This window comes from Gilliamella sp. B3817 (assembly GCF_026536705.1).
In the GTDB taxonomy this organism is placed as follows: domain Bacteria; phylum Pseudomonadota; class Gammaproteobacteria; order Enterobacterales; family Orbaceae; genus Gilliamella; species Gilliamella apicola_I.
Map to the genome: position 1 here is coordinate 39,742 of NZ_JAFNNV010000008.1, position 25,308 is coordinate 65,049.

At 34.5% G+C, this 25,308-nt stretch carries 27 protein-coding genes and 1 tRNA gene; 24 read left to right on the forward strand and 4 right to left on the reverse strand.

All coding sequences use genetic code 11. From position 1 onward, the window contains the following. The first annotated feature begins 514 nt into the window (after positions 1 to 514). The 19 genes from J3U36_RS09320 to J3U36_RS09410 all read left to right on the forward strand — a co-directional run bounded on the left by J3U36_RS09320 (position 515) and on the right by J3U36_RS09410 (position 15,313). Positions 515 to 2,083 carry a hypothetical protein gene (locus J3U36_RS09320; RefSeq protein ID WP_267349631.1) on the forward strand — a complete coding sequence of 523 codons (1,569 nt, stop codon included), beginning with the start codon at positions 515 to 517 and terminating at the stop codon, positions 2,081 to 2,083. A gap of 200 nt (positions 2,084 to 2,283) precedes the next feature. Then, positions 2,284 to 2,511: a phage holin family protein gene (locus J3U36_RS09325; protein WP_267385893.1), complete on the forward strand. Its 228-nt coding sequence runs from the start codon at positions 2,284 to 2,286 to the stop codon at positions 2,509 to 2,511. Positions 2,512 to 2,522: 11 nt separating this feature from the next. After that, complete coding sequence (locus J3U36_RS09330; RefSeq protein ID WP_267385894.1) at positions 2,523 to 2,963, forward strand: D-Ala-D-Ala carboxypeptidase family metallohydrolase; 441 nt, start codon at positions 2,523 to 2,525, stop codon at positions 2,961 to 2,963. After that, positions 2,963 to 3,439 carry a lysis system i-spanin subunit Rz gene (locus tag J3U36_RS09335; protein ID WP_267385895.1) on the forward strand — a complete coding sequence of 159 codons (477 nt, stop codon included), beginning with the start codon at positions 2,963 to 2,965 and terminating at the stop codon, positions 3,437 to 3,439. Before J3U36_RS09330 ends, J3U36_RS09335 begins: the two co-directional genes overlap by 1 nt. Before the next feature lie 306 nt (positions 3,440 to 3,745). Further along, entirely contained in the window at positions 3,746 to 4,243 is a 498-nt protein-coding gene (locus J3U36_RS09340; protein WP_267360092.1) for an LIC_12616 family protein, read from the forward strand. Continuing rightward, the gene (locus J3U36_RS09345) at positions 4,240 to 5,751 is read left to right on the forward strand and encodes a DUF3383 domain-containing protein (RefSeq protein ID WP_267380006.1); all 1,512 of its coding nucleotides are present in this window, start codon (positions 4,240 to 4,242) and stop codon (positions 5,749 to 5,751) included. The genes J3U36_RS09340 and J3U36_RS09345 overlap by 4 nt, the downstream gene beginning before the upstream one ends. A gap of 9 nt (positions 5,752 to 5,760) precedes the next feature. Continuing rightward, positions 5,761 to 6,195 (forward strand): phage protein, encoded by a 435-nt coding sequence (locus J3U36_RS09350; protein WP_065558727.1) that lies wholly within the window; start codon positions 5,761 to 5,763, stop codon positions 6,193 to 6,195. Beyond that, positions 6,195 to 6,611: a phage tail assembly chaperone gene (locus tag J3U36_RS09355; RefSeq protein WP_267380003.1), complete on the forward strand. Its 417-nt coding sequence runs from the start codon at positions 6,195 to 6,197 to the stop codon at positions 6,609 to 6,611. Before J3U36_RS09350 ends, J3U36_RS09355 begins: the two co-directional genes overlap by 1 nt. 141 nt (positions 6,612 to 6,752) lie before the next feature. After that, positions 6,753 to 8,642, forward strand: coding sequence for a hypothetical protein (locus tag J3U36_RS09360; RefSeq protein ID WP_267380000.1), 1,890 nt, complete (start codon positions 6,753 to 6,755; stop codon positions 8,640 to 8,642). Next, entirely contained in the window at positions 8,642 to 9,364 is a 723-nt protein-coding gene (locus J3U36_RS09365) for a phage baseplate protein (protein WP_267351844.1), read from the forward strand. The genes J3U36_RS09360 and J3U36_RS09365 overlap by 1 nt, the downstream gene beginning before the upstream one ends. 68 nt (positions 9,365 to 9,432) lie before the next feature. Continuing rightward, complete coding sequence (locus J3U36_RS09370) at positions 9,433 to 9,789, forward strand: phage baseplate plug family protein (RefSeq protein WP_267351846.1); 357 nt, start codon at positions 9,433 to 9,435, stop codon at positions 9,787 to 9,789. Continuing rightward, positions 9,743 to 10,567, forward strand: coding sequence for a phage protein (locus J3U36_RS09375; RefSeq protein WP_267351848.1), 825 nt, complete (start codon positions 9,743 to 9,745; stop codon positions 10,565 to 10,567). Before J3U36_RS09370 ends, J3U36_RS09375 begins: the two co-directional genes overlap by 47 nt. A 60-nt stretch (positions 10,568 to 10,627) precedes the next feature. Continuing rightward, positions 10,628 to 10,915 (forward strand): DUF6694 family lipoprotein, encoded by a 288-nt coding sequence (locus J3U36_RS09380; protein WP_267351849.1) that lies wholly within the window; start codon positions 10,628 to 10,630, stop codon positions 10,913 to 10,915. 430 nt (positions 10,916 to 11,345) lie between these two features. Next, positions 11,346 to 12,014 carry a Gp138 family membrane-puncturing spike protein gene (locus J3U36_RS09385; RefSeq protein ID WP_267379995.1) on the forward strand — a complete coding sequence of 223 codons (669 nt, stop codon included), beginning with the start codon at positions 11,346 to 11,348 and terminating at the stop codon, positions 12,012 to 12,014. Next, a complete protein-coding gene (locus J3U36_RS09390; RefSeq protein ID WP_267379993.1) occupies positions 12,011 to 12,376 on the forward strand; it encodes a hypothetical protein in 366 nt (121 codons plus the stop codon). The genes J3U36_RS09385 and J3U36_RS09390 overlap by 4 nt, the downstream gene beginning before the upstream one ends. Continuing rightward, entirely contained in the window at positions 12,357 to 13,478 is a 1,122-nt protein-coding gene (locus J3U36_RS09395; protein ID WP_267379991.1) for a baseplate J/gp47 family protein, read from the forward strand. The genes J3U36_RS09390 and J3U36_RS09395 overlap by 20 nt, the downstream gene beginning before the upstream one ends. Continuing rightward, positions 13,471 to 14,127 (forward strand): DUF2612 domain-containing protein, encoded by a 657-nt coding sequence (locus tag J3U36_RS09400; RefSeq protein ID WP_267351857.1) that lies wholly within the window; start codon positions 13,471 to 13,473, stop codon positions 14,125 to 14,127. The genes J3U36_RS09395 and J3U36_RS09400 overlap by 8 nt, the downstream gene beginning before the upstream one ends. Next, the gene (locus tag J3U36_RS09405; protein ID WP_267385896.1) at positions 14,124 to 14,873 is read left to right on the forward strand and encodes a gp53-like domain-containing protein; all 750 of its coding nucleotides are present in this window, start codon (positions 14,124 to 14,126) and stop codon (positions 14,871 to 14,873) included. The genes J3U36_RS09400 and J3U36_RS09405 overlap by 4 nt, the downstream gene beginning before the upstream one ends. Before the next feature lie 2 nt (positions 14,874 to 14,875). After that, entirely contained in the window at positions 14,876 to 15,313 is a 438-nt protein-coding gene (locus J3U36_RS09410) for a tail fiber assembly protein (protein ID WP_267379928.1), read from the forward strand. Here J3U36_RS09410 and J3U36_RS09415 read toward each other — a convergent pair whose 3' ends face one another. The 4 genes from J3U36_RS09415 to J3U36_RS09430 form a co-directional block, all read right to left on the reverse strand. After that, positions 15,314 to 15,889 carry a tail fiber assembly protein gene (locus tag J3U36_RS09415; protein WP_267379931.1) on the reverse strand — a complete coding sequence of 192 codons (576 nt, stop codon included), beginning with the start codon at positions 15,887 to 15,889 and terminating at the stop codon, positions 15,314 to 15,316. Further along, a complete protein-coding gene (locus J3U36_RS09420; protein WP_267385897.1) occupies positions 15,889 to 16,260 on the reverse strand; it encodes a hypothetical protein in 372 nt (123 codons plus the stop codon). The genes J3U36_RS09415 and J3U36_RS09420 overlap by 1 nt, the downstream gene beginning before the upstream one ends. 85 nt (positions 16,261 to 16,345) lie before the next feature. After that, positions 16,346 to 17,281 (reverse strand): tyrosine-type recombinase/integrase, encoded by a 936-nt coding sequence (locus J3U36_RS09425; protein ID WP_267380095.1) that lies wholly within the window; start codon positions 17,279 to 17,281, stop codon positions 16,346 to 16,348. 240 nt (positions 17,282 to 17,521) lie between these two features. Then, a tRNA-Val gene (locus tag J3U36_RS09430) sits at positions 17,522 to 17,598 on the reverse strand. Between the two features lie 234 nt (positions 17,599 to 17,832). On the opposite strand from J3U36_RS09430, the gene recQ reads away from it, so the two are divergent. From recQ to J3U36_RS09455, 5 genes are all read left to right on the forward strand, one after another. Further along, positions 17,833 to 19,662, forward strand: a complete 1,830-nt coding sequence (gene recQ, locus J3U36_RS09435; RefSeq protein ID WP_267380096.1) for a DNA helicase RecQ — start codon at positions 17,833 to 17,835, stop codon at positions 19,660 to 19,662. 115 nt (positions 19,663 to 19,777) lie between these two features. Continuing rightward, a complete protein-coding gene (locus J3U36_RS09440) occupies positions 19,778 to 21,004 on the forward strand; it encodes a hypothetical protein (protein WP_416379839.1) in 1,227 nt (408 codons plus the stop codon). A 144-nt stretch (positions 21,005 to 21,148) separates the two neighbouring features. Next, positions 21,149 to 22,324 carry a M20 family metallopeptidase gene (locus J3U36_RS09445; protein WP_267380098.1) on the forward strand — a complete coding sequence of 392 codons (1,176 nt, stop codon included), beginning with the start codon at positions 21,149 to 21,151 and terminating at the stop codon, positions 22,322 to 22,324. A 332-nt stretch (positions 22,325 to 22,656) separates the two neighbouring features. Continuing rightward, complete coding sequence (gene dnaX / locus J3U36_RS09450) at positions 22,657 to 24,789, forward strand: DNA polymerase III subunit gamma/tau (RefSeq protein WP_267380099.1); 2,133 nt, start codon at positions 22,657 to 22,659, stop codon at positions 24,787 to 24,789. A gap of 33 nt (positions 24,790 to 24,822) precedes the next feature. After that, the gene (locus J3U36_RS09455; RefSeq protein WP_267351877.1) at positions 24,823 to 25,161 is read left to right on the forward strand and encodes a YbaB/EbfC family nucleoid-associated protein; all 339 of its coding nucleotides are present in this window, start codon (positions 24,823 to 24,825) and stop codon (positions 25,159 to 25,161) included. Positions 25,162 to 25,308: the final 147 nt, after the last annotated feature.

The window sequence follows — 25,308 nt, forward strand, 5'->3', positions numbered from 1 at the left end:
TTGATAGGAAAAATTTATTGAAGAAAATGAATTGTATAAAACCTAGATAAAACGCTTAAAAATAAATTAATATTATTCATTATGTTATTTTAAAGTGTGAACTAATGTGATTAACCTGTTTTTATGTTTGCATTATAACGAATATGTCATAAATATCGTGATTTTATGTTGTTTTGATAGTGATTCTAAATTGATCGTATATTGATAGATCGATAAATCCGATCAATAATATTTTTGAAGATTATCTCTTCTTTTAAATTAAGTGGATAAATTTTTCAATTATTAAATCAATTTTATTATCTCCTCATATTGAAAATAATGTAAGGAATATAGCAGTATCTTATTATTTTTGATAGTGATTTTAAATTGATTGGGTGTTGATGGATCGATAAATCCGATCAATAATATTTAAAAGGATCACCTCTTCATTTAAATTAATTGGATGAATGTGAAGTTATTAAATCAATCTTAAGATTTGTGATTGATTTGTTATTTTGTTAATGAAGAAAACTATATGAAGCACATTATCAACCCTAATTCACGAAATTTTAGTGAATACAAACCTAACCATTTAGTCATCTCTAAATTGAATATAGGTTCGCATTTAAATTGCTTATTATCTATGCTAAAAAAAAATAGGACTGCAACTAAACTGAGTTATTTAAGTGCAGTTTTGGCTTTCATTTCAGTTAATCCTGCTAATGCAGCACTATCAACAACGACCGTCAATTCGATAAAAGGGGATAAACCTGTCTTTTTTGCAACAGAATCGATCGTTAATAAATTAGGTTTTAATTACAACGGTACTGATTACAATGAAATATCCGGTAACATCACTAGTAATACCACCAAATATTTTGATCATACGACTAACTTAAATGATTTTGTCATAAAAAGTTATTTTGTTCCTAGAACAACTATTGATGATAATAAGGGTGATTATTTTGATATTAATAATGATGCTTTTGATCCTAAGCAACCCATCAGCAACACATTAAATTATGTTTGGAAGGATAGTAATAATGTTAAAATCGATCCTGCAGATTTTAATAATATTGCTTGTAGCCATAACAAATATAAAATGCCGTTAAAATTAGAAATCACCGCGACTGATATTAAAGTTCATACTCAATTTGGCGATCCTAATGAAAGCGATCCTGTCAATTTTATTGAAACTCAATCAATGGGTGCTCAGCCTATAACAAAAACTTATCAAATAGCTATCGCTAATACTTGCTTTGCAAAACCTTATAGTCTTATCTCAGATCCACTTACTCAATGGCGTTCAGTTAAAAATGACAAATCTGAGAATGATGAAAAGTGGAATCTCACCGGAATTGGTATAAATAACATTCCTAAAAATAAACCTAATTTTGCAGTAGGTGGCGGAGTAACTGAAGATTATGTCTTCAATCAAGGATTTAAAGTGACACCTACCTTATCTAAAAAACATTTTCCAACGACAGGTTTTGCCGGTGCGCAATTTCAGTTAGTCATGGGTGGTGTACAAAACGATTATACCTTCACGACAAATAATAGTTCTGTTACTGTTGATAAAGATGGTTTAATTACGCTTAACCAGCCTACTAAAACGGTCACTATAACGGCAACCTTAAAATCTGATGATAAAATCCATTATGATTATACATTCAGTCTTGATTTATGGCTTGAACCAAAATTACAATCTTTCCAAAATCAAAACGATGCAAGGGCTCAATGTACAGGTTCTTCAAAATTGTTGAGCCGAAAAGAATTAAATAATTCATCCGAGTTCTCGACTAAAAATTTAGATGGTGCGAAAGGTCGTATTTATAATGTGTTTACACGCGGAATTGGATATGGTGTCTTCAGTGAGTGGGGGAGATCGCTTAATCAACAGTATAATAGTTTGATTGTAACTTATCCAAAATCTAATTGGAAATTTGGTTGGTATTATACTAATGAATCTCACAATACCACTAATGACAATAATGAAGCCATTTCAGAAGCGATTCTGGTTTCAAGTCACGATGGAATGATTTCGTTTCCTAGTGCTTGGGGTATAGATGAAGCAAAAAGAGCCGTTTGCGGAACTTACTTATAATGATTATAAGGAGTATTTAACCCATTCAACAAGGGTTGTTATTTAGCTAGTATTAGGGATGAATTTACACTGACTAATACTTCAAAAGTAGCGTTACCTATTAAAATGATTTTATCAAGTCTGATATGAAAATATGATAGGTAACCTCTTTATCACTTTACCTTTTTCTTCCAATAAAATGTCTATATTAAATCACAGTTATGATCAAAAACATTATTAATGGGAATAAGTTTAATCTGATGATTTTAATTGCTCAGATATTTATTTCTACTTTTGCCGGCGCGCTGGTGGTGTTGGCAGCCAGTTATTTTAACTGGCAGTTTGAGCTGGCCGGCGGTGTTGCCGGTTTAGCGGGGTGGTCGGGCGCAACCTTAATTAAAGCGCTTGAAGAACAATTAATAAAAAAAACACGTGGACATGATGATTAAAAGGAAAACTAATGAAACTGACTGAACATTTTAAACTGGATGAGTTTACCTACTCACTAACAGCCAGTCGATTAAAAATTGACAATTCGGTACCGGCAGCACTGATGCCCAATATCCAATTAACAGCAATAAAACTTGAACTGGTCAGAAAAGCCCTTGAGCACCCCATCATCATTACTTCCGGTTACCGTTGTCCGGCATTAAATGCCCGGGTAGGCGGGGTGGCAAGTAGTGCACACACTCAAGGTTTGGCGGTTGACTTCCGTTCGCCATTTGGCACACCGAAACAAATCTGTCAACGATTGATAGATGCAGGAGTCGTGTTTGATAAGCTTATTCAGGAGCATAATCAATGGGTTCATATCGGATTCAGTCCCACTCATAATCGCCAAATAATGCTGACCGCCGTCAAAAATGGTGGTAAAACGGTGTATTTAAACGGATTAGTATGATGAATAAATTAACATTGCTGATTAAGTTATTACCGTATAGTGGCATTGTAATAACCGGTTTAGCGATTTATTTTGCGTTTCACTGTTGGCAAGGTGAACAACTGGCAATGGCTAAAACGGCGGCGTTAGAAGCGCAATTTAACGCATATAAACAAGGTAACAATGCCATTAAATTAATTGAGTCAAATATTCTTGAGACAATAAAAGATGAACAGGTTAAAACAGATAGTTTACGTGATGATGTGGATAATGGTCTTGTCGAGTTGCGCATCAAAGTCGCCACCCTCGAACGAAATAGTGCCGCCACCGGCGATATTGCTGACAAAGCCTTACGACTTGCAAAATCTTCTCAACAAGATTATTACCGTCTCACCCACGCAATCAGCTATAACCAAGCCCTAATCGAAGGATGGCAACAATACTACTGTCAGGTCATTGCACCTCAAAATAACACACTGTTTATGTGTAATAAATAAATTACGCATCACCCTTTATTTAATATTAAATAATATAAGGCGTTATGATGATTACATCCTAATGATTAACGCAGTTTTATAACGTTATATCAAACTAGTTTTATACAATCACAATTGTTTTTACTTCGATTGGGTTAAAAAATTTTTAACCTAATTAATCCCTGTTTATATGATTTAACAATGGATAATGTGAACAATCAATTCAACTAGATTTATCAATTTATTACAAATAATAAATCAACAACAGCCAGGTTTTTATATTATCACCTTATCGTTAAACCCTATCTTCTTTTTTATGGAGTCATTATGCCAATCACGACTGTTTCTAAGCTTGAAATGACTGAAGTTAGACGTTTGATAGCGGAAATTCTGTCTTTACCTGAAACAATTATATTTGAGGAGGATAACATACCCGATGTCTCTCGTTTAGATAAATTCATCACTGTTCTTAATATGTCTCAAACCGAGATAGGCAAAGAAATTTTATATCACGGTGAAGATGAAGAAGAAGTGATATCGACACTAAAAGAAGCAACAATTACCGTCAAAGCATACGGTAAAGATGCCTATGAACAGCTATGCAAATTAACAGAATCAATGCAGTTCACGCCTGTTTGGCAAAAGTTAAAGAAATTAAGAATGGGGTATCTTCGATGCTCCGATATTGAAAACGTATCTACAACTTCTGCAGACAAAACCGTTCAACATGCACAAGTAGATCTTATTTTTTCCATCAATCCAATCGTTAAAACCAGCGTTAAACGCGGTGATAGCGTTAATTTTACATTCGAGGTTACTAAATGAGTTTACCATTAAGTCAAGTCGTAGATGCAACTCTACAACAATCGCCAAGAGGGGCACAAAAACGTGACCTAAGCGTTGTGGCTATTTTTACAAAAGATATGTGTGAAGAATTCAGCAACAAAGATACTCGTTATGTTGTTGTTTCAGATGCAACAACAGTTGCAAATTTATTTGGCACTGATTCTGATGCATATCAAGCTGCTTGCGCATTATTCTCTGCTCAACCTAAACCGAAAACGGCATTGATTGCTAAATATATGCAAGAGGGGGTTACCACTAAAGCGTTGAGTTCAAAAATTAATGGCTCTGCTTTAGCTGTCAGCTATATTCAATTTAAGAGTATTAAAGATGGTTATTTTTCTTTTTACTTTGGTGATGCTAAACATCAAATTACTGCTCTGGATTTTAGCAATGTATCAAGTATGAATGATGTTGCAACGGTAATCAACAATAAATTAAAAGATTTAAGTGTTTCAATCATTTATGATGCGGTTGGTAATCGATTTATTTTAGTTGCCGGAAAAGAAGGTAAAGGCGACAACTTTGGTTATGTATTTGATGCTCAATTGGATGGCACCTATATTGGTAAATTCACACACTTAGTTGATGGCAAAGCTTCATTAATCAAAGGTGAGGATGCAACAACTTATCGAAAAGAGTCACCAGCAGAAGCTTTAACAGCTTTGCAAAATCAGTATCAAAATTGGTATGGTGTGTATTTTGCAAATACTATTACAGATAGTGAATTAGTGGAAGCGCATGATTGGGTTGTTGCTCAAGGGGTTGAAAATGCCAAAGTATTAGCCTATACCGAAACTCGAGAAAAAAATATTGAATACAGTGATGATAATGTTTTAAAAACATTGTCAAAACGAAATAGCGGACGTTTGATGGTTCAATATAACAACAAAGGTAATAGCCATGCAGCAGCTGAACTTATGGGCATTGCGTTAACCACCGTATGGACAGGTATTAATACCGCTAAAACAGTCAAATTTAAACAAGAAGCTAGTGTTACATCAGACGACAAAATCACTGTCAATGAAGCGATGAAATGTCGTCGTTTAGGTGTCAATTTTTATACAGATTATGCTGGTGTTAATATGCTTGCAGAAGGCGTTATGGTTGGTGGGACATTCATTGATGAAACCACAGGACTAGATGCATTCATTAATGCAATTCAAGTACAAGCATTTAATGCGTTACAAGGTGAACCGACTAAAATTCCACAAACTGATAAAGGACAACAACGCTTAATCAGCAAGTTAAAAATTATTGGTGAGCAATTTGTCAATAACGGTTTTCTTGGCATGGGTAAATGGTCGCTTGGCGATATTGGTGAGCTGAAATTTGGCGATACGGTGAATGGATACTATTTCTATTCAGATTCTTTTGATACGCAAGACACGGCTGATCGTGAAGCGCGCAAAATGATGCCAATTAATTGCGCATTGAAACTTGCTGGTGCAGGTCACAGCGTTGATATTATTGTTCAATTTAATCGATAAGGATACACGATGTCTAATAAATCTTTTTCTTTAGAAGATGCTGTCTTAACAATAGATGGCTATGAAATAACAGGTTATGAAAATGCTCAAGATTCCATTAGTATTGCACCCATAGGCGATGATGGTGATATCACTTATGGTATCAATGGTGAAGGGGTGTTTGTTAACACTTGCAATAAAGGTGCTACTGTCACGATTAAAACATTACAGCACACTGAAACTAACGAAGTATTAAATCAATTACGACAAGCCCAAATTAATAATCCTACAAAAGCTAAAGGTAAGTTAATTACCTATAAAGATTTGCGTAATGGTGATGAATTTTTATTGACTGGATGTTGGTTTACCACGCCACCAACTATTGCACGTGGTACAGCTCACAATGGTTTAACATGGACACTTAAAGCAACGAAAGCTGAATTTAACATCAAAGGAGGTCAATAATGGAAAACAAAGATTATACTTTAGATAATGTTGTTTATACCTTTAAACAAGCAGATTTTTACAAAGCCAATAAATATCTCAAAAAACTCACAGCCCTCTTAAAGGGCTGTTTTTCTGTCGGTGATACTACATCCGGATTTGATATTGGACAGTTAGCTTCGAATATTGGTACTGAGCAATTTGAAGAAATTGAGCGATTTATCCTCGATTATGTCACAGCCACAGATGAAGCTGGAAAAAAGATACTATTCCAAAATCCAAGAGAAGCCAGTGAATTTTTTAATGCGCATAGAAGTCATTATTACCAAATCATCATTGAAGGATTGAAGTTCCATTTTTTGGCTTTTTTACCAAGTGGCCTATTATCCAATCTAAATACGCTCAGCTTGGAGGAGATAGCCAAGAAAGCGATATAGATTGGTTTATGTGGAGTGTTATTGTCAACAATTATGCAACACTCCACGAATTAAAAACTGTATATTCACTTGATGATGTTATCGATATGCACCATGTGATAGCAGAAGTTAGATTGGCTGAAAAGCCAAAGGAGAATTAAAGTGCATCTAGAGCAATATTTGATAAAAATTGGTGTTGATATCTCACAGGTAAACAATCTAACTAAAGTCACGACTTTTTTAGAAATCAGTGCAATGAAGTTATCTAACATTGGCAAAGTTATAAATACTACACTTAATAATGCGATTAATGATGCGAGTCAATCTAATGATAAAGCGGCTGAGTCATCTGAAAAAGCTAAATCTAAATTTGAGATTTTAAAACAAGCTTTAACAAGTATTACGGTTGCAGCCAAAAACTATGGGGAAAAATTGATTAGCGCTTTTAATAGCGCTATTGATAAAGCAGAAGAACTTGCTGGCAAAAAAAATCTCTTATTTTCGATTTCAAAAAGTGAACTGGCACAAGTAAAAAAATATAAGATCGAACTTGAGAAATCCGGTCTTGCGATTGACAGCATAAAAACGAAAATTGCTTTAGGATTATTACCAAGAGTAACTGAACTTGTAATAAGCTTTAATAAATGGCTCAAAGCTAACAAGGAATTGATTGCCAAAGGTATCAACGTCGTAATTAGTGTTCTTTCGAATTTTATTCAAGTTATAAAACATGCTTTTGAATTTATCGATATGATAATTTCTAATACCATTGGTTGGGAAAACGCCATAATAGCCTTAAGTGTTGCTTGGGCAGTTTTAAATCGTGCTATGCTGTTCAGTCCGATTGGGCTAGTCATCGGTTTGATAGCTGGATTATTGTTGATCATTGATGATTTTATGGTTTTCTTGAAAGGTGGTAAGAGTCTATTTGGTCCATTTTGGCAAGCCTGTATCGACAACATAAAAAATGCGATAAATTGGTGGCAAAATTTAGATAAAAACTGGAAAAGTATTATTTTTGCCGTATTGGGCTATTTGCTTTTATTAGGCGGAAAAATAGCGTGGGTATCAGCTAAGGCTAAATTAATTACCTCAATCTCCAATGCTATTCTAAGTATTGGTAATGCTCTCAAAACGCTTGGAAATTTAGTTAAAATTATTAAAACAATTGGCAGTGCAATAAAAACACTGACGTCTATCATGATAGCTAATCCAATTCTGGCTATTATTACTGCTATCGCTTTGGCTGCTTATCTTATATACGATAATTGGGATTTTCTTGTTTCCTTTTTTTCTGATTTTTGGAATAAAGTTACTAATTTCTTTAAAAATGGTATAAAAGATATACTCATGTACTTTGGTATGAGTGAAGAAAATGCCGAGAAAACGGTCAATGCAATAGGCGCTACCTTTGACGCAATTTTAGACTTAATTACGGCACCATTTAAGGCTGCTTGGGAATTGGTTAAAAGCTTATTTACAATTTGGACGGATGATAGCACTTCAACAACTGAGAAAATTGGTCAAACCTTTGAAGCAATAACTGATTTTATTACAGCGCCATTTAAAGCTGCTTGGGAATTCATAAAAGGATTATTTGAGATTTGGGGTGTTGATGTCACATCTTTAATCGATAATTTAGGAAAAACGTTTTCAGGTATTCTTGACTGTATTACGCAACCTTTTAAAGATGGTTTGAAATGGATTGAAGACAAGTTTTTTGCTGTCATCGATAAGATGAAAAGTAAAATAAAAGGTGTACTTTCTTTTTTTGGTTTTGGTAGTGATAAAGATGAACAAGCTCAAGAAGAAAATCTTAAAGCCACGAATTATTCCGCAACCCAAAATCTTGCACTCGTGAGTACAGATGTAGCAAAAGCTGGAGGTTTATCTGCATTAAATAAAAACGTCAATAATAACAGTGAAATAATAATTCATAATACAATGAATGTAACTACACCTCAGAATGGTCTCGATCAAGTTTGCAATCTTGTCGACAATGCTGCGAGACGAATCAATGATAATACAGTTACAGCGATGGGGTCTAACTGATGTTTCAATCTATTTTAAACAAATCATCAAAAAATAGTGGGTTAATTGTTACTGACAATTTTGTATTCAGTTTAGATATTAATACTGTCGAACAGCATACATCAAAATTAAAAGTCACAGAAAATCCCATTGAAAATGGGGCTAATATTGCCGATCATGCAGTTTTAGAACCAAAAGAGATTTCAATAAATGGTCTTATTGTGGGATATGAAAAAAATACTTTCTCGATTGACCATTTTTTGGGAATAGATTTATCCAATTACCCTTTGCCTATGCCAATCAAAACTTTTGCAGCACAAGCGGAAAACATGGTAAATCGTTTTGCATCACATTTTCAAACAAGCGCTGAAAGGTTGAATCAAGTCGTGGCCGATTTTCTACCTGAATATCAGTCTCCTATTATAAATAGCTTATTTTCAGATCGTATTGCAGACGCTTACGAAAAATTGCTGGCAATTCAACGGAGTGGTGAACCTGTTATCCTGCAAACTAATGCTAAGCAATATAATAATATGGTTCTAAGTTCTGTGGGTTTGACTCAACAAAAAAATACTTATGGTGAGTTTTCCTTAACGTTTCGAGAAATTTTTATCGTCGAAACGCAAATTGCAAGTGGTCTAAATCAAACGGTTAAAAAACAGAATCTTGGTAAAACACAACCACAGAAAATCGAAGAACTAAAATCTGTTCTTTATAAGATTTTTAGTTGGTTTATTAAGTAATGTAGATAACTTCAAAGCTAAAAAAGTGATTAGTTGTTGGTAAATAAAGAAAATTTGAGAGATTAAGTATGTATATAATTCAGACAACTTATGATGATGTGCTAGAACAAACCTTTACATTATACGATATGAATTTACGATTAACATTAAGATTCAATACGGTATTAGTCGGCTACCAATTTGATTTGTTTGATATTAACAATAATCAATATATTACAACCAATAAAGGACTGTCTGTAGGCAGTCCAGCGCTTATTGAATTTGACCTTCCTTTTGTTTTAGTCCTTTATGACAAATCAGGATTAGGAATTAATGCAATAACGAAAAATGACTTACATAATCGAATGCAATTATTAATTATGACAAAGGATGAATATCGTGAGACAATTCGGGCGAGTTTTAGAACTGAAAATAGGCAATCGTAAAGAAAGTATTGTATTGAACAATCTTAGAGTCACTTTCTCGGTCAACAAAACACTTACTTCCGATCCTAACACCGCTGAAATTTCAATATACAACCTCAACGATTCAAATCGTAATTTAATCAGCACAAAACAATATGATTATGTAGAATTATATGTAAGTTATCAGGATGATGTTTTACGGATGATTTTTTGTGGCGATATTTTAACGGTGGAAAATCAACTTTCTGAACTGGATATTATCACGACCCTAAGGTGTGCTGATGGTCATAAAGCTTTTACAGAAAAAGTTATTATCAAAACATTAGAAAAAGGACAAACTGACAATGATTTTTTTAATGAAGCGTTAAAAAGTTTTGGTTTAAAAAAAGGCAATGTTAATCTTCCTAATAATAAAGCACTTCCTCGCGGAAAAGTTTTCATGTGTGATACTCGCGAACTTATGCACCAAATAGCAAATAATAATGATGCCGATTGGTCTATTCAGGATGACGAACTGATTGTTATCCCCAAAAGTAAGGCTATTTCAAATCATGAAGGATTTGTTATTTCAAGAACGACGGGCATGATAGGAACGCCTAAAAAGACAGATAAAGGGTTAGAAATAACAACATTATGTAATCCGCATTATAAGATAGGTGCATTAATTCGAGTTGAATCTAAACTCACAGAACTCAATGGAGACTATAAAATTAAAGCGCTACAACATAGTGGGGATCTATATGGGAATAACTGGCAAAGCAAATTACAGTGTATTTTTGGTAACTTCGAAAAAATTTGATTTGTTATCAATTTAGATATAGGATGAGCATCCCAATATAATTTATAAAAGGATGGAAAAATGAAAAAATTACTTGTACTTTTAATGTCTATAACTTTATTAACTGCTTGTGGCGATAAAAAGATTGATGCTTCAACACCTGAAAAATATCAAGAATCATTAGCTGAAGTTGTAAAAGACCTTAACTTCAGTGAAGCGCAATCTTTTACAGCAGCTTTGAGTAAAATTAATATGCAAGCGGCTACTGAAGCAAATTACGATAATAAGAAAATGGAAGAAATCATGAAGCAAAAACTTGATGGTAAAACTGTTTCAGAAGTGATTAAACTTGCTGAGCAAATTAATTAACTCTATTAATGCAATCAAATGAATATTCATGATTAATATCTAAAAAAGATTGCAATTTTTGGAATCAGGTCAGTTTTATGGTTATTGTACCATTGTTTAGATGTTTTAAGTAAAGCTTAGTAAAAACAAAGTTAACACGCTTAATCTAATCAAACATTTTACTGTAATATTAAAGTTAGCAGATATACGCTAACGTTCCCGAAGCTAAAGATTGCAATCTTAACGTAATTTTTTTATTTCCATTCGTTTCAAATATTTTCTAATCTATCAAATCAAAATTAAATTTCTGATATATTTTTATAAAACAATAAGTTATTTTAATTAAAATAATCATTATATCAGTCAATACTAGACAATTACTCTGTAACCAACAATAAATTAACCACCTGCCAAAGGTGGTTTTTTATTGGCTTAAATTCGTAGGTAAATTATGGTTGATACGCTATACCAAGCAATTGAAAATCAAATTAAACGTGCCCAATCAAATATTTATACGGCATTGCCTGCAAAGGTGATAAGTTTTGATGGTCATACAGTGCAATGTAAACCGATGATTAATAGAGTATTAGCAAATGGGGAAGAGATATCGATTCCGCCATTGGTTGATGTTCCTGCACAATTTCCTCACGCCGGCGGTTTTTGTATGACGGTGCCTATCAAAGCAGGTGATGAAGGTCTGGTGGTCTTTTCCAGTCGTTGCATTGATGGCTGGTTTGCATCGGGCGAAGCATCAAAACCGCTTGATAATCGCATGAATGACTTAAGCGATGGTTTTTTTATCGTAGGTTGTAACAGTGTGCCTAACAAAATTCCAGATTTTTATCATGATGGCGTATCGATGCAAACAGATGACGGTCAAACTCATATTCGATTAACGGAAGGAACAATCTATATCAAAGGCAATATTGTACATGAAGGAAATAAGCAACAGTTTGGAAACTATGACCAAATTGGTAGTTTCAATCAATCTAATGGCAATACAATTAGTGCCGGCATAATCACTGCACAAGATGTCATAACAAACAAAGGAATTAGTTTGAATACTCATAGACATACAGGTGTGAAAAGCGGCGATGACACGACAGGAGAGCCAACATGAAAGTAAGAGAGCTAGACAATAATCATGATTGGACATTTGGGCAAGGTTTGGCTAATTATTTACATCAGTCAGATGCAATAGCCCAGTGTGTAAAAACTAAATTATTATCCTTGAAAAAAGATTGGTTTTTAGATCGTAATGACGGCATTGCATGGTTTGATTATCTTGATAAAAACCCAAATACTAAACAGTTGGAAATTGATATAAAAAAACAAATTTTCAACATTGAAGGTGTGATTAGTATTGATGAGTTCGATATTTTATTGGATAGCGAGACGCGTGAGTTTCTCATTCAAATTACCTACACAGATAAATTCAACAATTCTAATGAGGCTTCATTTAATGTTACAGATAACAGATAAAGGAATTGTTATTGATGATTTTGACACAATTAAAAATCGTTTAATAACAAGTTTTAAATCGATTTATGGTGAAAATGTCAATTTAGATAGTGATACGCCAGATGGGCAATTGCTCGGTTTATTTTCTCAGGAATTATCGAACATACATCAAGCAGTATCATTTATTATTCAGATGTTAGACCCTTATCAAGCGACTGGGCAGTGGTTGGAACAACGGGCAATGTATGCAGGATTAACCAGAATAACCGCATCATATTCATACATCGATGAAGTCATTTTTAATGGAATGCCAAACACATTGATTCCTCAAAACGCTATTTATGTTGATAAAAACAAAAATAAATGGGTAACAACTGAGCCAATAAAATTAAATGATTTAGGTAGTGCTCGTTCAAAATTTAGGTCGCTAGAGTTAGGTCATTATACCGTTAACGCAATGGATGAATTTACACCGAGCACTATTATCATCGGCATAGATAAAATTACTGCCAACACCCAAAGCTATGGCGGAGTTGATGAAGAAACTGATGCGCAACTATTAAAACGCTTTATGTTATCTCATTCAATCAATAATTATGATGATCGCCAAGGCATACAGTCTGCATTAATGAATATAACCGGTGTGACTAAATGCGTAGTATATGAAAACTATACGAATAAAACGGATGAAAAGGGTGTGCCTGCTCATTCATTTAATGCTGTGATCCTTGGTGGCGATGATGAACAAATAGCAGAGGTGATCACTAAAAAGAAAATTGGCGGTTGTGGACTATTTGGAAAAATTGAGACGATGTATTTATTAGATGAAATACCTCGAAAAGTTCACTTTGATAGACCAAGAAAAGTCGATATCAATGTCTCAATGACAATTGGTCGTTACAAATCTTTTAATGATATTAATTCAGAACAGATTAAAGCTAATTTAAAAAGTCTTGATTTTGAAATTGGTGAAAATGTGTATGCATCTCGCATTATTTCAAGCATTAACTTAGTTGACGGATTTTATATTAAAGAACTCGCTGTAAACAGTGCCAACATTGTCAATATCGATTATCGAGAGTATGCACAGATAACGCATGTTGAGGTGCTAATAGATGAATAGAGAAAAATTCCTCATTTGGCAATATCGTACAAAACCCAAGGCATTAGGCACTATCAGAGCTATCAATAAAGAGACTGGTAACACGTTTAACAATGTCATTCAAATTGCGGATGTTCTCAGCATCAACGACGCGACAGGTTATGCACTTGATTTGATTGGTCGTCATGTTGGCGTCTCGCGTGTGTTACCTTCTGCTATCACCAAAGAATATTTTGGATGGTTAGAAGATAACACAGCATTATCATTTGATATTGGTGAATTTTATCGACATGGCGATGCTTTAACGGCATCTGTTGTATTAAATGATAGCGATTATCGTTTCTTTATTAAGGCAAAAATTACTAAAAATTATCAAAGTGGTGAAATATCAAACATTGTAAAATCAATTAAATTCGTGATTGGCAAACATGGAAATATTATTGATTCCCAAAATATGACAATGAATGTATTAGTTAACAGTGATCAACTCAATTCACTTACTTTATATGCAATTAGTAAAATGGATATTTTAGCCCGACCTGTTGGTGTTATGTATCAATATATTGTTCTAATTAATAACGAACCGTTTGGATTTTCGCATGACAATGCATCATTCGGTTTTAATTTAGGCAAATTTGTTCGACTTCAAGAAATAGGAACTATTCAATGATTATACAAAAAAAACCAGATTATTTAATCTTTGCAGATTCAGCAAAAAAAGGGGAAGTTACGGATTTTCCTGATGTAAGTCGAGGCTGGGGAATCACCATCGATCAAACCGCATCAAAACCACCGCTTGAATGGATGAATGGCGCATTTAACCGTATTGATAAAAATATGCTGTATCTGTTACAACAAGGTGTGCCAGAATGGAGTGAGTTAGTTACTTATCCAGAAAATGCTATTATAAAATATAATGGTGCTTTATACATAGCCATAGTTAAAAATGACAATGCACAACCGTCGAGCGACACCTCTAAGTGGCAAAGATTACAGGCAGATTATTTTAATGCTTTACCCGCACAAAAAATAATGAATGGTAGTGATCCTATTTATGAGGTAGGTGAACATGTTGATTTTAAAGAACGGCCAACTGTTAATAACCGCGATTTAATTTGTAGCAACGATTACACCGGATCATTCAATAAAAATGGTTATATAAAACTACCCAGCGGATTAGTGATTCAATGGGGGGAATCAAGATATTCTCAAACTGCTGGGGTGAATGGCTATATACAATCGTTTCATACAGCGTTTCCGCATACGTGTTTTCTGGTTATGACAAGCGATAGGTATTACGGCGCAAATTCAACATCGGCACACCCAATTTCAGCATCACAATTTAGATGTTGGGGAAGATGTGGGCCTGGCGAATATGCTGACACCGATTTATTTTACATAGCATTAGGATTTTGAGTATGAAACATTTTTATAATTTTAAAACACAATCATTTTATATAGATGAAATCAATATTGATATACCACCAGATTCAATTGAAATCACAAAAGATCAACACATTGATTTATTTAACGCAATCAATGCGGGGTGTGTTATATTTAATGATTTAACGTATTCAGAACCGCCGCCATCGGGTTTTCACAAATGGGACAGTAAAAAATGGGTATTAGATGAAAACGCTGAAAACGATTTTAAAATCAAACAAAATATTGCTCTTAGGGATAAACTGATTAATGATGCAAATGCAAAAATAACATTATTACAACGTGCTATAAAATATAACGTAGCCACAGATAACGAAAAAAATTTACTAGAACAACTAGAATTATTTACGATTAATGTTTCTCGTATTGACACATCAGATATTAATGTTGTTTTTCCTGAAATGCCCGAGTAGTCACTCGGGCTGTTCCGGCCATTTTACATCTATTTGATTGGTATCAACACGAGTAACTAAAATTCGGAATTTTTTCCACTGTTTTAGCTGCTCGTCTTCGTTTGATTCGCGCATATCCAAATCAATAATGTCCTGCAAAAGGGCTATTTTTTCATTTGACGTTGCTAATAATAAATTTTTAATAGATTCATTTTTTTGAATTATAGCTGTATTTTTTTGATTTTCATCTAATACCCAATTTTTTATTTTTTCGTCCCACGTGCAAAATTCGAACGGCTCTAATAGCGTTAGGTCGTCAGGAATATCACCTAGCTGTGTTATAATGACCGGCATTTTTGTAGTTGTGTTATATGCTGTTTCTCGTCGGTAATCTGAAACGTACTCCCATTTTTTACCGTCGAATATTTGAGAAAATCCCGATTTATGTGCATGAGGTGGAATTTCTGTTGTGTTAGCTGGTAGTCCAGATCCGGATAAAATCAAATATTTATCGCTAAATGTTAATTCTCTAGTTTTTGCATCGTAGTTATACAATGTTAATGTTGTGTTTTCTGTCGCAATTCCATTTTTTAACATTATTCATACCTCACAATCAAATTAAACGCAATATTCGGAACTCGTATTTTTTTGTATATAGAACCCAATTTAGTGTATTCAACATTAGATGACGAATAACGTTGATACTCGTAAAAATCGAGTCCTGTGTCAGCGTTAATTAATCCTGTCCATAACTCGCCGTTAATTGATCCGACCCATTCAGATATTTGAGTTCCAGCCTCCAGTGTCAACGGTTGTCTCGTTTCGCTGGAAAATTTTAAAACCTGTTCGCGAGCATCTGGCAATATATTACCGTAAATTTCAAACAAACGCGGGGATGATGATTTTGTGATGATTTGCCCCCACATACAAATGAAACCGGCCGGCGGAATATTTGAGTGCCACAACATTGGTGCGAAACGCGTATCGTCAGCCAATAATAACGGTATTCCGTTAACAGTTGGTCGATTTTTAAAATTGACCTGGTCACCTACCTCATAAATAGGATGCTTTATTAATCCTTAGTTTTTTATATTCCCTACCTCTATTGTCATTATATCTATCTGTCATTTGTTGGGATTTGTGTCCTAATAAAGTCATTGTATCGAGTCGTTGTTCTCGATATAAACGTTCTGCTAATGATCTTATTTCATGAAATGTGGTAGGTGTACCTGTCCAATAATTTTTTTTAAAAACTTTATCACGTAAGCGTGCAAATTGTCTTGTTATTGTATCTAACTTTATTTGTTTATTATTATTGCTTAGCAAATAATTATTTTTGGTTGAATCAATGATATCTTGTAAACTAATATTCAGTTTTTTACATTTCAATTTAACCGGTAATGCTATTTTCGCTCCAGTTTTATATTGTTCAATTAATAAGTAATTACGTTTAATGTTAGATTTTTTCATAGTTGCGATATCGGAACGACGTTGACCCGTTACTATGGCTAACATCATTGCATCATGTAACGTTTTATTTCCCGTTTTGTCAGCTTCATTTAATATTTTTTTAAACTCATTTAATGTCATTCGAGATCGTTTTACCGTAACTTTTGGGCATTTTATTGGATCAGTTGGATTTTTATCATTCCAGCCTTGAGCATAAGCTTCTCTAAATATATCTTTGAGTAAATGATACATACATTTCGCTGATGGTGCTTTATCTTGATCAGTATAAATCTTAATGAGTTGAGCAATATCTTGAGGTGTGATTTTTGCTAAAGGTCTTTTTCCAATGCTTTGTCTGATAACTTTGATTAAATATTTTTTTATTTCGATAGTTTTAGGTTTTAAATTACGTTTTAATAGAATATCTAGATAGTTATCAAGCCAGTTATTAACTAATTTTGAATTTGAAGATTGAAATAATTTAGATAGAAAAAACATAGCATACCATTCTTTAAATGGAATATTCTGCGCTAAATACATTGAATTAGCTAGCAAATTGAGATATTAAATTTAGATACTAATGTGCATTCAATAATTAATTTATACTACAATATTTAACAGTTGATATTTTTTTAATTTTTTGAATTTAAAACTTTATATCTATATTTTATTTTGAATAATTTTAGTTAAATAAAAACTTTGTGATGTGAAAATTCGAAAAAACGATTAGTTAAGGATATTGGAACTTATTGTTTTGATACGCATTCATTAAAATTATGATGGTACGCCCGGGTGGACTCGAACCACTGACCCCCACCATGTCAAGGTGATGCTCTAACCAACTGAGCTACGGGCGTAAATTTGAAACACGCAAATATTAGCTTTCAAATTGATTACAAGCAAGTAAAAAAATTATTTTTTGGTTGTTTTTTCAGCTGTTGAACATTTTTGACTATAAAAAACACAAAATTTGTTAGTTTTAAAACTATAACAAATCTAAATTGAAAACAAATATCAGTTCAAGGTGGTTTGTTGCTTTATTTTTAGCTATACTCGATAAATTAACAGCAGTGATTTATTTTTAGGTTAGCATGTCGATAAAAGATCAGATTGATACAGTTTTGCATAATGTTTTTGGTTATAAATCTTTCCGAAATCAACAAAAAGAAATTATCGAATCGATTATCGATGGGCGTGACACTTTAATTATTATTCCTACTGGTGGCGGAAAGTCGTTATGTTACCAAATCCCCGCTGTAATCCTACCCAAAACGGCAATCGTGATTTCACCCTTAATTTCGCTAATGAAAGATCAAGTAGATCAATTAGCCGCAAATGGTATTCCTGCTGCTTATCTAAATGGTTCTCAATCGTCATCCGAACAGCAAAATGTCATTGAACAATACCTTAATCATTCTATTAAGCTTTTATATATCTCACCAGAAAGATTGGCATTAGCGTATTTTCAAAGTTTAATCGAACAAAATCCACCGTCTTTAATCGCAATTGATGAAGCACATTGTATTTCACAATGGGGGCATGATTTTAGACCTGATTATCGGCAATTGGGACAACTTTCAGCACGTTTTCCTGGTGTGCCGATTGTTGCTTTAACGGCAACTGCCGATAAAATGACTCAAGCAGATATTATTACCCAGTTAAATTTAGTGGATCCCTTAGTTGTCGTTCGTAGCTTTGATCGTCCAAATATCCGTTATACTGTTGTCGAAAAATATAATTTAACCGACCAAATTGTCTCATTCATTGAAACCCAAAAAGGGAATAGCGGCATTATTTATTGCGCTAGTCGTTCAAAAGTAGAAGATATGACTACCAGACTTGCTGCACGGGGATTTTCCGTTGCAGCTTATCATGCTGGACTGACTAATCAACAACGCCAACAAGCACAAGAAGCTTTTTTAAAAGATGATATACAAATCATTGTTGCAACCGTTGCTTTTGGGATGGGCATCAATAAACCAAATGTTCGTTTTGTTGTTCATGCCGATTGTCCACGCAGTATCGAGGCTTATTATCAAGAAACTGGGCGAGCAGGGCGTGACGGTGTGCCGGCTGAAGTTATGCTACTGTTTAATGCCAATGATCTGAGCTGGTACCGACAACAGATTAGTGAAAAAATGGAAGGACAACACAAAGATGTTGAATTCCATAAAATCGATGCAATGCAATCATTTGCCCAAAGTTTAACTTGCCGTCGTATCGTTTTACTCAACTATTTTGGTGAACAACGACACGAACCTTGTAATAACTGCGATATATGCCTTTATCCTCCTGAACATTATGATGGTTTAGTTGATGCGCAAAAAGTATTATCTTGTATATATCGTGTTGAGCAGCGCTATGGTGCGCAATATATTGCAGAGGTTTTACGAGGATCAAACCGATCGAAGATAAAAGAAAACGGACATGATCGTTTATCTGTTTATGGTATTGGAAAAGAACACTCCATTGATTATTGGCTTCATGTGATAAGGCAATTAATTTATCATGGCTATCTAGTACAAAATATTGCTGCGTATAATACCCTACAATTAACAGAGCGTGCACGCCAAATATTGAAAGGTGAAATTGCATTATCCTTGGCTAAACCACGACTTGAAATTGTGAAGAAAAGTCGTTTAAATCGTTATGCAAGAGCAATAAATTTAACCACTATCTTATCTTATGAAGAGCGTATTTTATTTGGTTATCTTAAAAAATTACGTAAAGACATTGCCGATAGTGAAGATGTTCCACCCTATATTATTTTTAGTGATGCAACCTTACTCGAAATGGTACAAACGATGCCTGAAAGCAAACAACAATTACTCAATATTACTGGTGTTGGTAAAATTAAATTAGAAAAATATGGCAATCTTTTTCTTGATAAAATTAAAGAATACATGATTAACAATATATAATATTAAAACTATTTAAAAATAAACTTAGCATAATAATTATTTGTATGATCCAACAGGAAAAGTTAAATAATTAACAACCAATAAAATGGAGCTTTTTATGTCAACAATGAATGATATGTCTCAAATGCTTGCATTAGTATTATTGCTACTAATTCTTTTTTTAGGCGATATCGTATCTACACGAACCAAAGCATGGGTGCCGTCAGTTTTTGTTTGTGCCGTGCTTTTCTTAGCAGGTTACTTCACTTTTTTCCCAAAAGATATTGTCGCTCGAGCAGGAATACCTAAAGTTGTTGCTGTCATGTTTATGTATCTGTTAGTCGTTAACATGGGAACTTTGCTTTCAGTTAAAGAGTTACTGCGTCAATGGAAAACTATCGTTATTTCACTGTCAGGCATTATTGGAATCATCATTGTGGTTGTGATCGTTGGATACTTATTTTTTGACTACAACACAGTTATTGTTGCGATTCCGCCTTTAGTTGGTGGGATTGTTTCCGCTATCATAATGGCAGGCGGTGCAACAAAGGCCGGTTTGCAAGATCTTGCTGTGTTTGCCATTATTATTTATGTCATGCAAGGCTTTATTGGTTATCCACTAACTTCAATCATGCTTAAACGTGAAGGGCGCAGAGTGCTTAAACAGTATCATGAGGGTACATGGAATGCTTTAAATGATCCTAAGTCTACATCGAATAAACAAGAAACCGAATCTAATGATGAACATCCTATGCCAAAAATGTTTGCGATGTTTTCAGCACGGTATAACACAACTTATTTTATTTTTTTACGAATTGCGATTATTGGCTTTTTTGCTTATTACGTGGCGAAAGTATTGGATCCTATTATCAGTATAAGTCCATTTGTACTTTGTTTATTATTCGGTGTGATTGCCGCATCGTGTGGTTTTCTTGAACGCCATCCATTAAAAAAGGCGGGTGGTTTTGGTTTAGCTGTCATGGGACTTATGCTGTTTATTTTTGACACATTAAGTCAAGCTACACCTGACATGCTAGTAAGATTAATTACGCCTCTGGTTGTCTTTATATTATCAGCTGTACTTGGTATGTTTATCTTTTCGCTTATTGCCGGAAAAATGCTAAATGTTAGTCGAGAAATGGCGTTTTCAATTGCGTTGACAGCGCTCTATGGGTTTCCTGCTGATTATATTATTACCAATGAAGTGATTAATAATTTAACCAAAAATGAAAAAGAAAAAGAGGTACTCACTCGTCATATGTTACCGCCTATGTTGATTGGTGGATTTATTTCAGTCACTATAGTGTCGGTTGTTTTAGCAGGCTTTATGGTCAATATGATAGTCGCACCAGCAACACAGTAAAGGATAAATGTCTACAAGTTTGATGACAATTAATCGGATAACAAGATTTAAGAACAGTTTTTTGTAACTATCTTCTTATAATATGTTTTCAATATCAAACGCATTAATTTTGATGGACTAAATAACAAGAACAAAGGTAGTAAAATGATAAATCAAGATATTAAAAAGATAGTACAACAAAATATAAAAGAAATGGTTGCTTTTCGTCGTGATTTGCATCGTCACCCAGAATTACCTTGGGAAGAGTTCAGAACGACAGATAAAATTGCAGAGCAGCTCGATAAAATTGGCATTCCTTATCGCCGTACAGAGCCAACCGGTATTATTGCCGATATTCAAGGTGGAAAACCGGGTAATAGGATTTTATTAAGAGCCGATATCGATGCGTTACCGGTACAAGAGTTAAGCGACAATATTGATTATAAATCAACCATAAACGGGAAGATGCATGCTTGTGGACATGACACGCATGCAGCCATGCTACTGACTGCGGCAAAAGCGCTTTATGCAATACGTGATCAACTAAAAGGTAATGTGAGATTAGTTTTTCAGCCTGCTGAAGAGATCGCACAAGGTGCAAAAGGCATGATAAAACAAGGTGTATTAGATGATGTGGATACAGCCTTTGGTATGCATATCTGGTCACAAACACCTGTCGGAAAAGTATCCTGTGTGGTAGGTTCAAGTTTTGCTTCTGCCGATTTGCTCACTGTCCGATTCAAAGGAAAGGGCGGGCATGGCTCGATGCCTCACGACACGGTTGATGCTGTCATGGTGGCATCTTCATTTGTGATGAACATACAATCGATTGTCTCTCGCGAAGTGTCTCCGCTTACCCCGGCGGTGGTCACGATAGGAAAAATGGATGTCGGTACTCGTTTTAATGTCATTGCGGAAAATGCGGTTTTAGAAGGTACGGTTCGCTGTTTTAGTGTTGAAGTGCGAAATAAAATCGAAGATGCTATTCGCCGTTACGCCAATCAAGTCGCTGCAATGTATCGTGCAACGGCTGAAGTAGAATACATTTATGGCACCTTACCCGTCATTAATGATGAACAATCTGCGCTTTTAGCACAGAAAGTCATCGTTGAATCGTTTGGTGAACAAGCCCTTTATTTTGAGCCACCAACAACTGGCGGTGAAGACTTTAGTTTTTATACTGAAAACATTCCTGGTGCATTTGCATTAGTGGGTTCGGGTAATCCTGAAAAAGATACACAGTGGCCACATCACCATGGTTGTTTTAATGTTGATGAAGACGGCATGATTATGGGCGCAGAATTTTACGCACAATATGCTTGGTCATATTTGAATCAATAATAAATAAGAATAATCCAACCATTATGGAATCGAAATAATGGTTGAGATTTATCTACTCTGGATTCAAATTTTCAACTACAATGAATCGTATTAGTAAACACGCCCATATTTCTGAATAACTAACTACAACAAACTTAATTTATTCTTATCATTCATTTCTTATTAATAATCTATTTATTTAAAGCATTCATTAAAATAAACGTCAATAATAAAAATTGACTGGATTCTCATTCAATAAAGTATTGTAAATTGTTTACTGTCATCTTAAAGACTAATTTTACGCTTTATGATATTATTGATGCCAAATTGATTAGTTATACGCAATGGTGAATATGAGTTATCAAGTTCTGGCACGCAAATGGCGACCAAAATCATTTACTGAAGTCGTAGGGCAACAGCATGTCCTCAAAATTCTATCAAATGCACTTTCGCTAGGTCGGGTTCATCATGCTTATCTATTTTCAGGCACGCGTGGTGTTGGAAAAACCTCCATTGCTCGCTTACTTGCTAAAGGCTTAAACTGCGAAACTGGGATTACTGCCACGCCTTGTGGGGTATGTGATAATTGTCGTGATATTGAGCAAGGCAGATTTGTCGATCTTTTAGAAATTGATGCCGCTTCACGAACTAAAGTTGAAGATACACGTGAAATATTAGATAACATTCAATACTTGCCAACTAAAGGGCGCTTTAAAGTCTATTTAATTGACGAAGTGCACATGTTATCTCGCAGCAGTTTTAATGCCTTGCTAAAAACATTAGAAGAACCACCAGAACATGTTAAATTTCTGTTGGCAACAACCGATCCACAAAAGTTACCGATTACCATATTATCACGCTGTCTACATTTACATTTAAATGTGCTTGATACTTCGCTTATATCGGAACAGCTTTCTCACATTTTACAACTTGAAAAAATTGAATCTGAACCAAAGGCGATTCAGTTATTAGCCAAAGCGGCTAATGGTAGTATGCGAGATGCCTTAAGTTTAACCGATCAGGCTATTGCCTTAGGTAATGGCGTTGTTGATGCGCAATCAGTCAGTGTTATGTTAGGGACACTGGATAAAACAATTCCTTTTTTATTGGTTGAGGCACTTTATCAAAATGATGGCAATGCTTTGATGCAACAGATTGAAGCAGCTGCAACACAAGGCGTGGATTGGGATAACTTATTGGCTGAAACCATTACGCTTTTGCATCAAATCGCTTTATTACAAATTGTACCAACAGCATTGGGTGATTATACCGATAATGAAGAACGAATACGCTTTTTAGCACAATACATTGCGCCAAATGATATTCAGTTATTTTATCAAATATTATTAATGGGGCGAAAAGAATTAGCCTATTCACCCGATAAAAAAATAGGTGTTGAAATGAGCTTTCTAAGAGCATTAGCATTTCAACCTAAAACTAATGATAACAATAAGTTAGTGTCAAATACAAAGCCAACGGTTCAGGCACCGCAGCCATCAAAGCCTTTACCTATTCAAGCATCAGCTAGTAAGAGTGACATATCAAACGCCACATCTGACTCGATGAGTAATGTACCGCCCGTGACTGATATTCATCAAAAATCAGCATCTGGCACACCACAATCAGAGCACAATTTTCAACAAGATGAGTTAGAAAAGACATCACGTATTGAGAGTAACGCACAATCTGATATAAAACACTCTCAAAATAATCAGCAACAACCGGCTAAACACGATATGCCGATCCCAGACGATGTCTCTTCAATGACGAAAAGTATTTTAGAAATGCGGATGCAATTAATACAAGAGGAACAAAATAAAAAAAAGTCTGAACTGGTTGAAAAAAATCAACCAATTCAGGCGAGTATCAATGCATCATTAGCGCATGGCACAGACAAACGTTCACACGTAGAGTCAAATGAAAATAACTTAAATAAGCCCGATAAGGATGAAGAGCAAATTACCGCAGAAAATTATCAATGGCAGGCGTGTGGGCTGATTGAAACCAAAGATGAATTAATCATTGATACGAAAAGTTTTCGCGAATCATTAAATGGTGATAAAACACCCGAAATGATGAAAAAATTAATTGATGAAATGGTGCAAAAAGACGCATGGTGTGCCGAAATTGAGCAACTCGATATTGCGCCTTTAATTAAGCAAATTGCGATAAATTGCTCTATTGAACAAATAGATGATGAAAATATCGTTTTACATTTGCGATCAGCGGTAAAACATCTCATTAATGCATCAGCAAATATTTCAAAATTAGAAAAAGCGATGTCGAATTATCGACAAAAGCCGTTAAAAATTAACGTTATTATTGATGATAATCAAACGATAAAAACACCTTTGGAAATGCGTGAAGATCTTTATCAACAAAAACTTGCGCAAGCTAAAGTGACAATTAATCAAGATCCAAAAGTGGCAATGATCTGCCAATATTTTGAAGCCAAGATTGATGAAACAAGTATTCGTCCTGTATAATTATGGACTAAATATATTTAACGAGGAATAATTATGTTTTCAGGTGGAAAAGGCGGTTTGGGTAATTTAATGAAACAAGCCCAGCAAATGCAAGCAAAAATGCAGCAAGCGCAAGAAGAAATCGCCAAATTAGAAGTAACAGGAGAGTCGGGTGCAGGTATTGTTAAAGTCAGCATTAATGGCGCTCATAACTGTAAACGAGTTGAGTTAGATCCGTCATTATTGAATGAAGATGACAAAGAGATGTTAGAAGATCTTATTGCAGCAGCTTTTAATGATGCAACTCGCCGATTAGATGAAGCTCAAAAAGAGCGTATGGCTCAAGTTACAGGTGGAATGCAATTACCACCAGGTTTCAAAATGCCTTTTTAATTTAAGCAAATTATCAGCTGTTTCTACTCACTATTTTGCCGAATTGGTCGGCAAAATTTTTCCTTTTATTGCCTGTCTATTTATACAGTTTTTCTTTATTATTTCAATTTCATCAGGTAAACTAAACAACAATAGTTTATACACTCG

What these genes read in the sequence shown, in the direction of transcription:
- J3U36_RS09320 (WP_267349631.1), top strand. Translation starts at nt 515, where the DNA reads ATGAAGCACATTATCAACCCTAATTCACGAAATTTTAGTGAATACAAA.
- J3U36_RS09325 (WP_267385893.1), top strand. Translation starts at nt 2,284, where the DNA reads ATGATCAAAAACATTATTAATGGGAATAAGTTTAATCTGATGATTTTA.
- J3U36_RS09330 (WP_267385894.1), top strand. Translation starts at nt 2,523, where the DNA reads ATGAAACTGACTGAACATTTTAAACTGGATGAGTTTACCTACTCACTA.
- J3U36_RS09335 (WP_267385895.1), top strand. Translation starts at nt 2,963, where the DNA reads ATGAATAAATTAACATTGCTGATTAAGTTATTACCGTATAGTGGCATT.
- J3U36_RS09340 (WP_267360092.1), top strand. Translation starts at nt 3,746, where the DNA reads ATGCCAATCACGACTGTTTCTAAGCTTGAAATGACTGAAGTTAGACGT.
- J3U36_RS09345 (WP_267380006.1), top strand. Translation starts at nt 4,240, where the DNA reads ATGAGTTTACCATTAAGTCAAGTCGTAGATGCAACTCTACAACAATCG.
- J3U36_RS09350 (WP_065558727.1), top strand. Translation starts at nt 5,761, where the DNA reads ATGTCTAATAAATCTTTTTCTTTAGAAGATGCTGTCTTAACAATAGAT.
- J3U36_RS09355 (WP_267380003.1), top strand. Translation starts at nt 6,195, where the DNA reads ATGGAAAACAAAGATTATACTTTAGATAATGTTGTTTATACCTTTAAA.
- J3U36_RS09365 (WP_267351844.1), top strand. Translation starts at nt 8,642, where the DNA reads ATGTTTCAATCTATTTTAAACAAATCATCAAAAAATAGTGGGTTAATT.
- J3U36_RS09370 (WP_267351846.1), top strand. Translation starts at nt 9,433, where the DNA reads ATGTATATAATTCAGACAACTTATGATGATGTGCTAGAACAAACCTTT.
- J3U36_RS09380 (WP_267351849.1), top strand. Translation starts at nt 10,628, where the DNA reads ATGAAAAAATTACTTGTACTTTTAATGTCTATAACTTTATTAACTGCT.
- J3U36_RS09385 (WP_267379995.1), top strand. Translation starts at nt 11,346, where the DNA reads ATGGTTGATACGCTATACCAAGCAATTGAAAATCAAATTAAACGTGCC.
- J3U36_RS09390 (WP_267379993.1), top strand. Translation starts at nt 12,011, where the DNA reads ATGAAAGTAAGAGAGCTAGACAATAATCATGATTGGACATTTGGGCAA.
- J3U36_RS09395 (WP_267379991.1), top strand. Translation starts at nt 12,357, where the DNA reads ATGTTACAGATAACAGATAAAGGAATTGTTATTGATGATTTTGACACA.
- J3U36_RS09400 (WP_267351857.1), top strand. Translation starts at nt 13,471, where the DNA reads ATGAATAGAGAAAAATTCCTCATTTGGCAATATCGTACAAAACCCAAG.
- J3U36_RS09405 (WP_267385896.1), top strand. Translation starts at nt 14,124, where the DNA reads ATGATTATACAAAAAAAACCAGATTATTTAATCTTTGCAGATTCAGCA.
- J3U36_RS09410 (WP_267379928.1), top strand. Translation starts at nt 14,876, where the DNA reads ATGAAACATTTTTATAATTTTAAAACACAATCATTTTATATAGATGAA.
- J3U36_RS09415 (WP_267379931.1), bottom strand. Translation starts at nt 15,889, where the DNA reads ATGTTAAAAAATGGAATTGCGACAGAAAACACAACATTAACATTGTAT.
- J3U36_RS09420 (WP_267385897.1), bottom strand. Translation starts at nt 16,260, where the DNA reads ATGTTGTGGCACTCAAATATTCCGCCGGCCGGTTTCATTTGTATGTGG.
- J3U36_RS09425 (WP_267380095.1), bottom strand. Translation starts at nt 17,281, where the DNA reads ATGTATTTAGCGCAGAATATTCCATTTAAAGAATGGTATGCTATGTTT.
- recQ (WP_267380096.1), top strand. Translation starts at nt 17,833, where the DNA reads ATGTCGATAAAAGATCAGATTGATACAGTTTTGCATAATGTTTTTGGT.
- J3U36_RS09440 (WP_416379839.1), top strand. Translation starts at nt 19,778, where the DNA reads ATGTCTCAAATGCTTGCATTAGTATTATTGCTACTAATTCTTTTTTTA.
- J3U36_RS09445 (WP_267380098.1), top strand. Translation starts at nt 21,149, where the DNA reads ATGATAAATCAAGATATTAAAAAGATAGTACAACAAAATATAAAAGAA.
- dnaX (WP_267380099.1), top strand. Translation starts at nt 22,657, where the DNA reads ATGAGTTATCAAGTTCTGGCACGCAAATGGCGACCAAAATCATTTACT.
- J3U36_RS09455 (WP_267351877.1), top strand. Translation starts at nt 24,823, where the DNA reads ATGTTTTCAGGTGGAAAAGGCGGTTTGGGTAATTTAATGAAACAAGCC.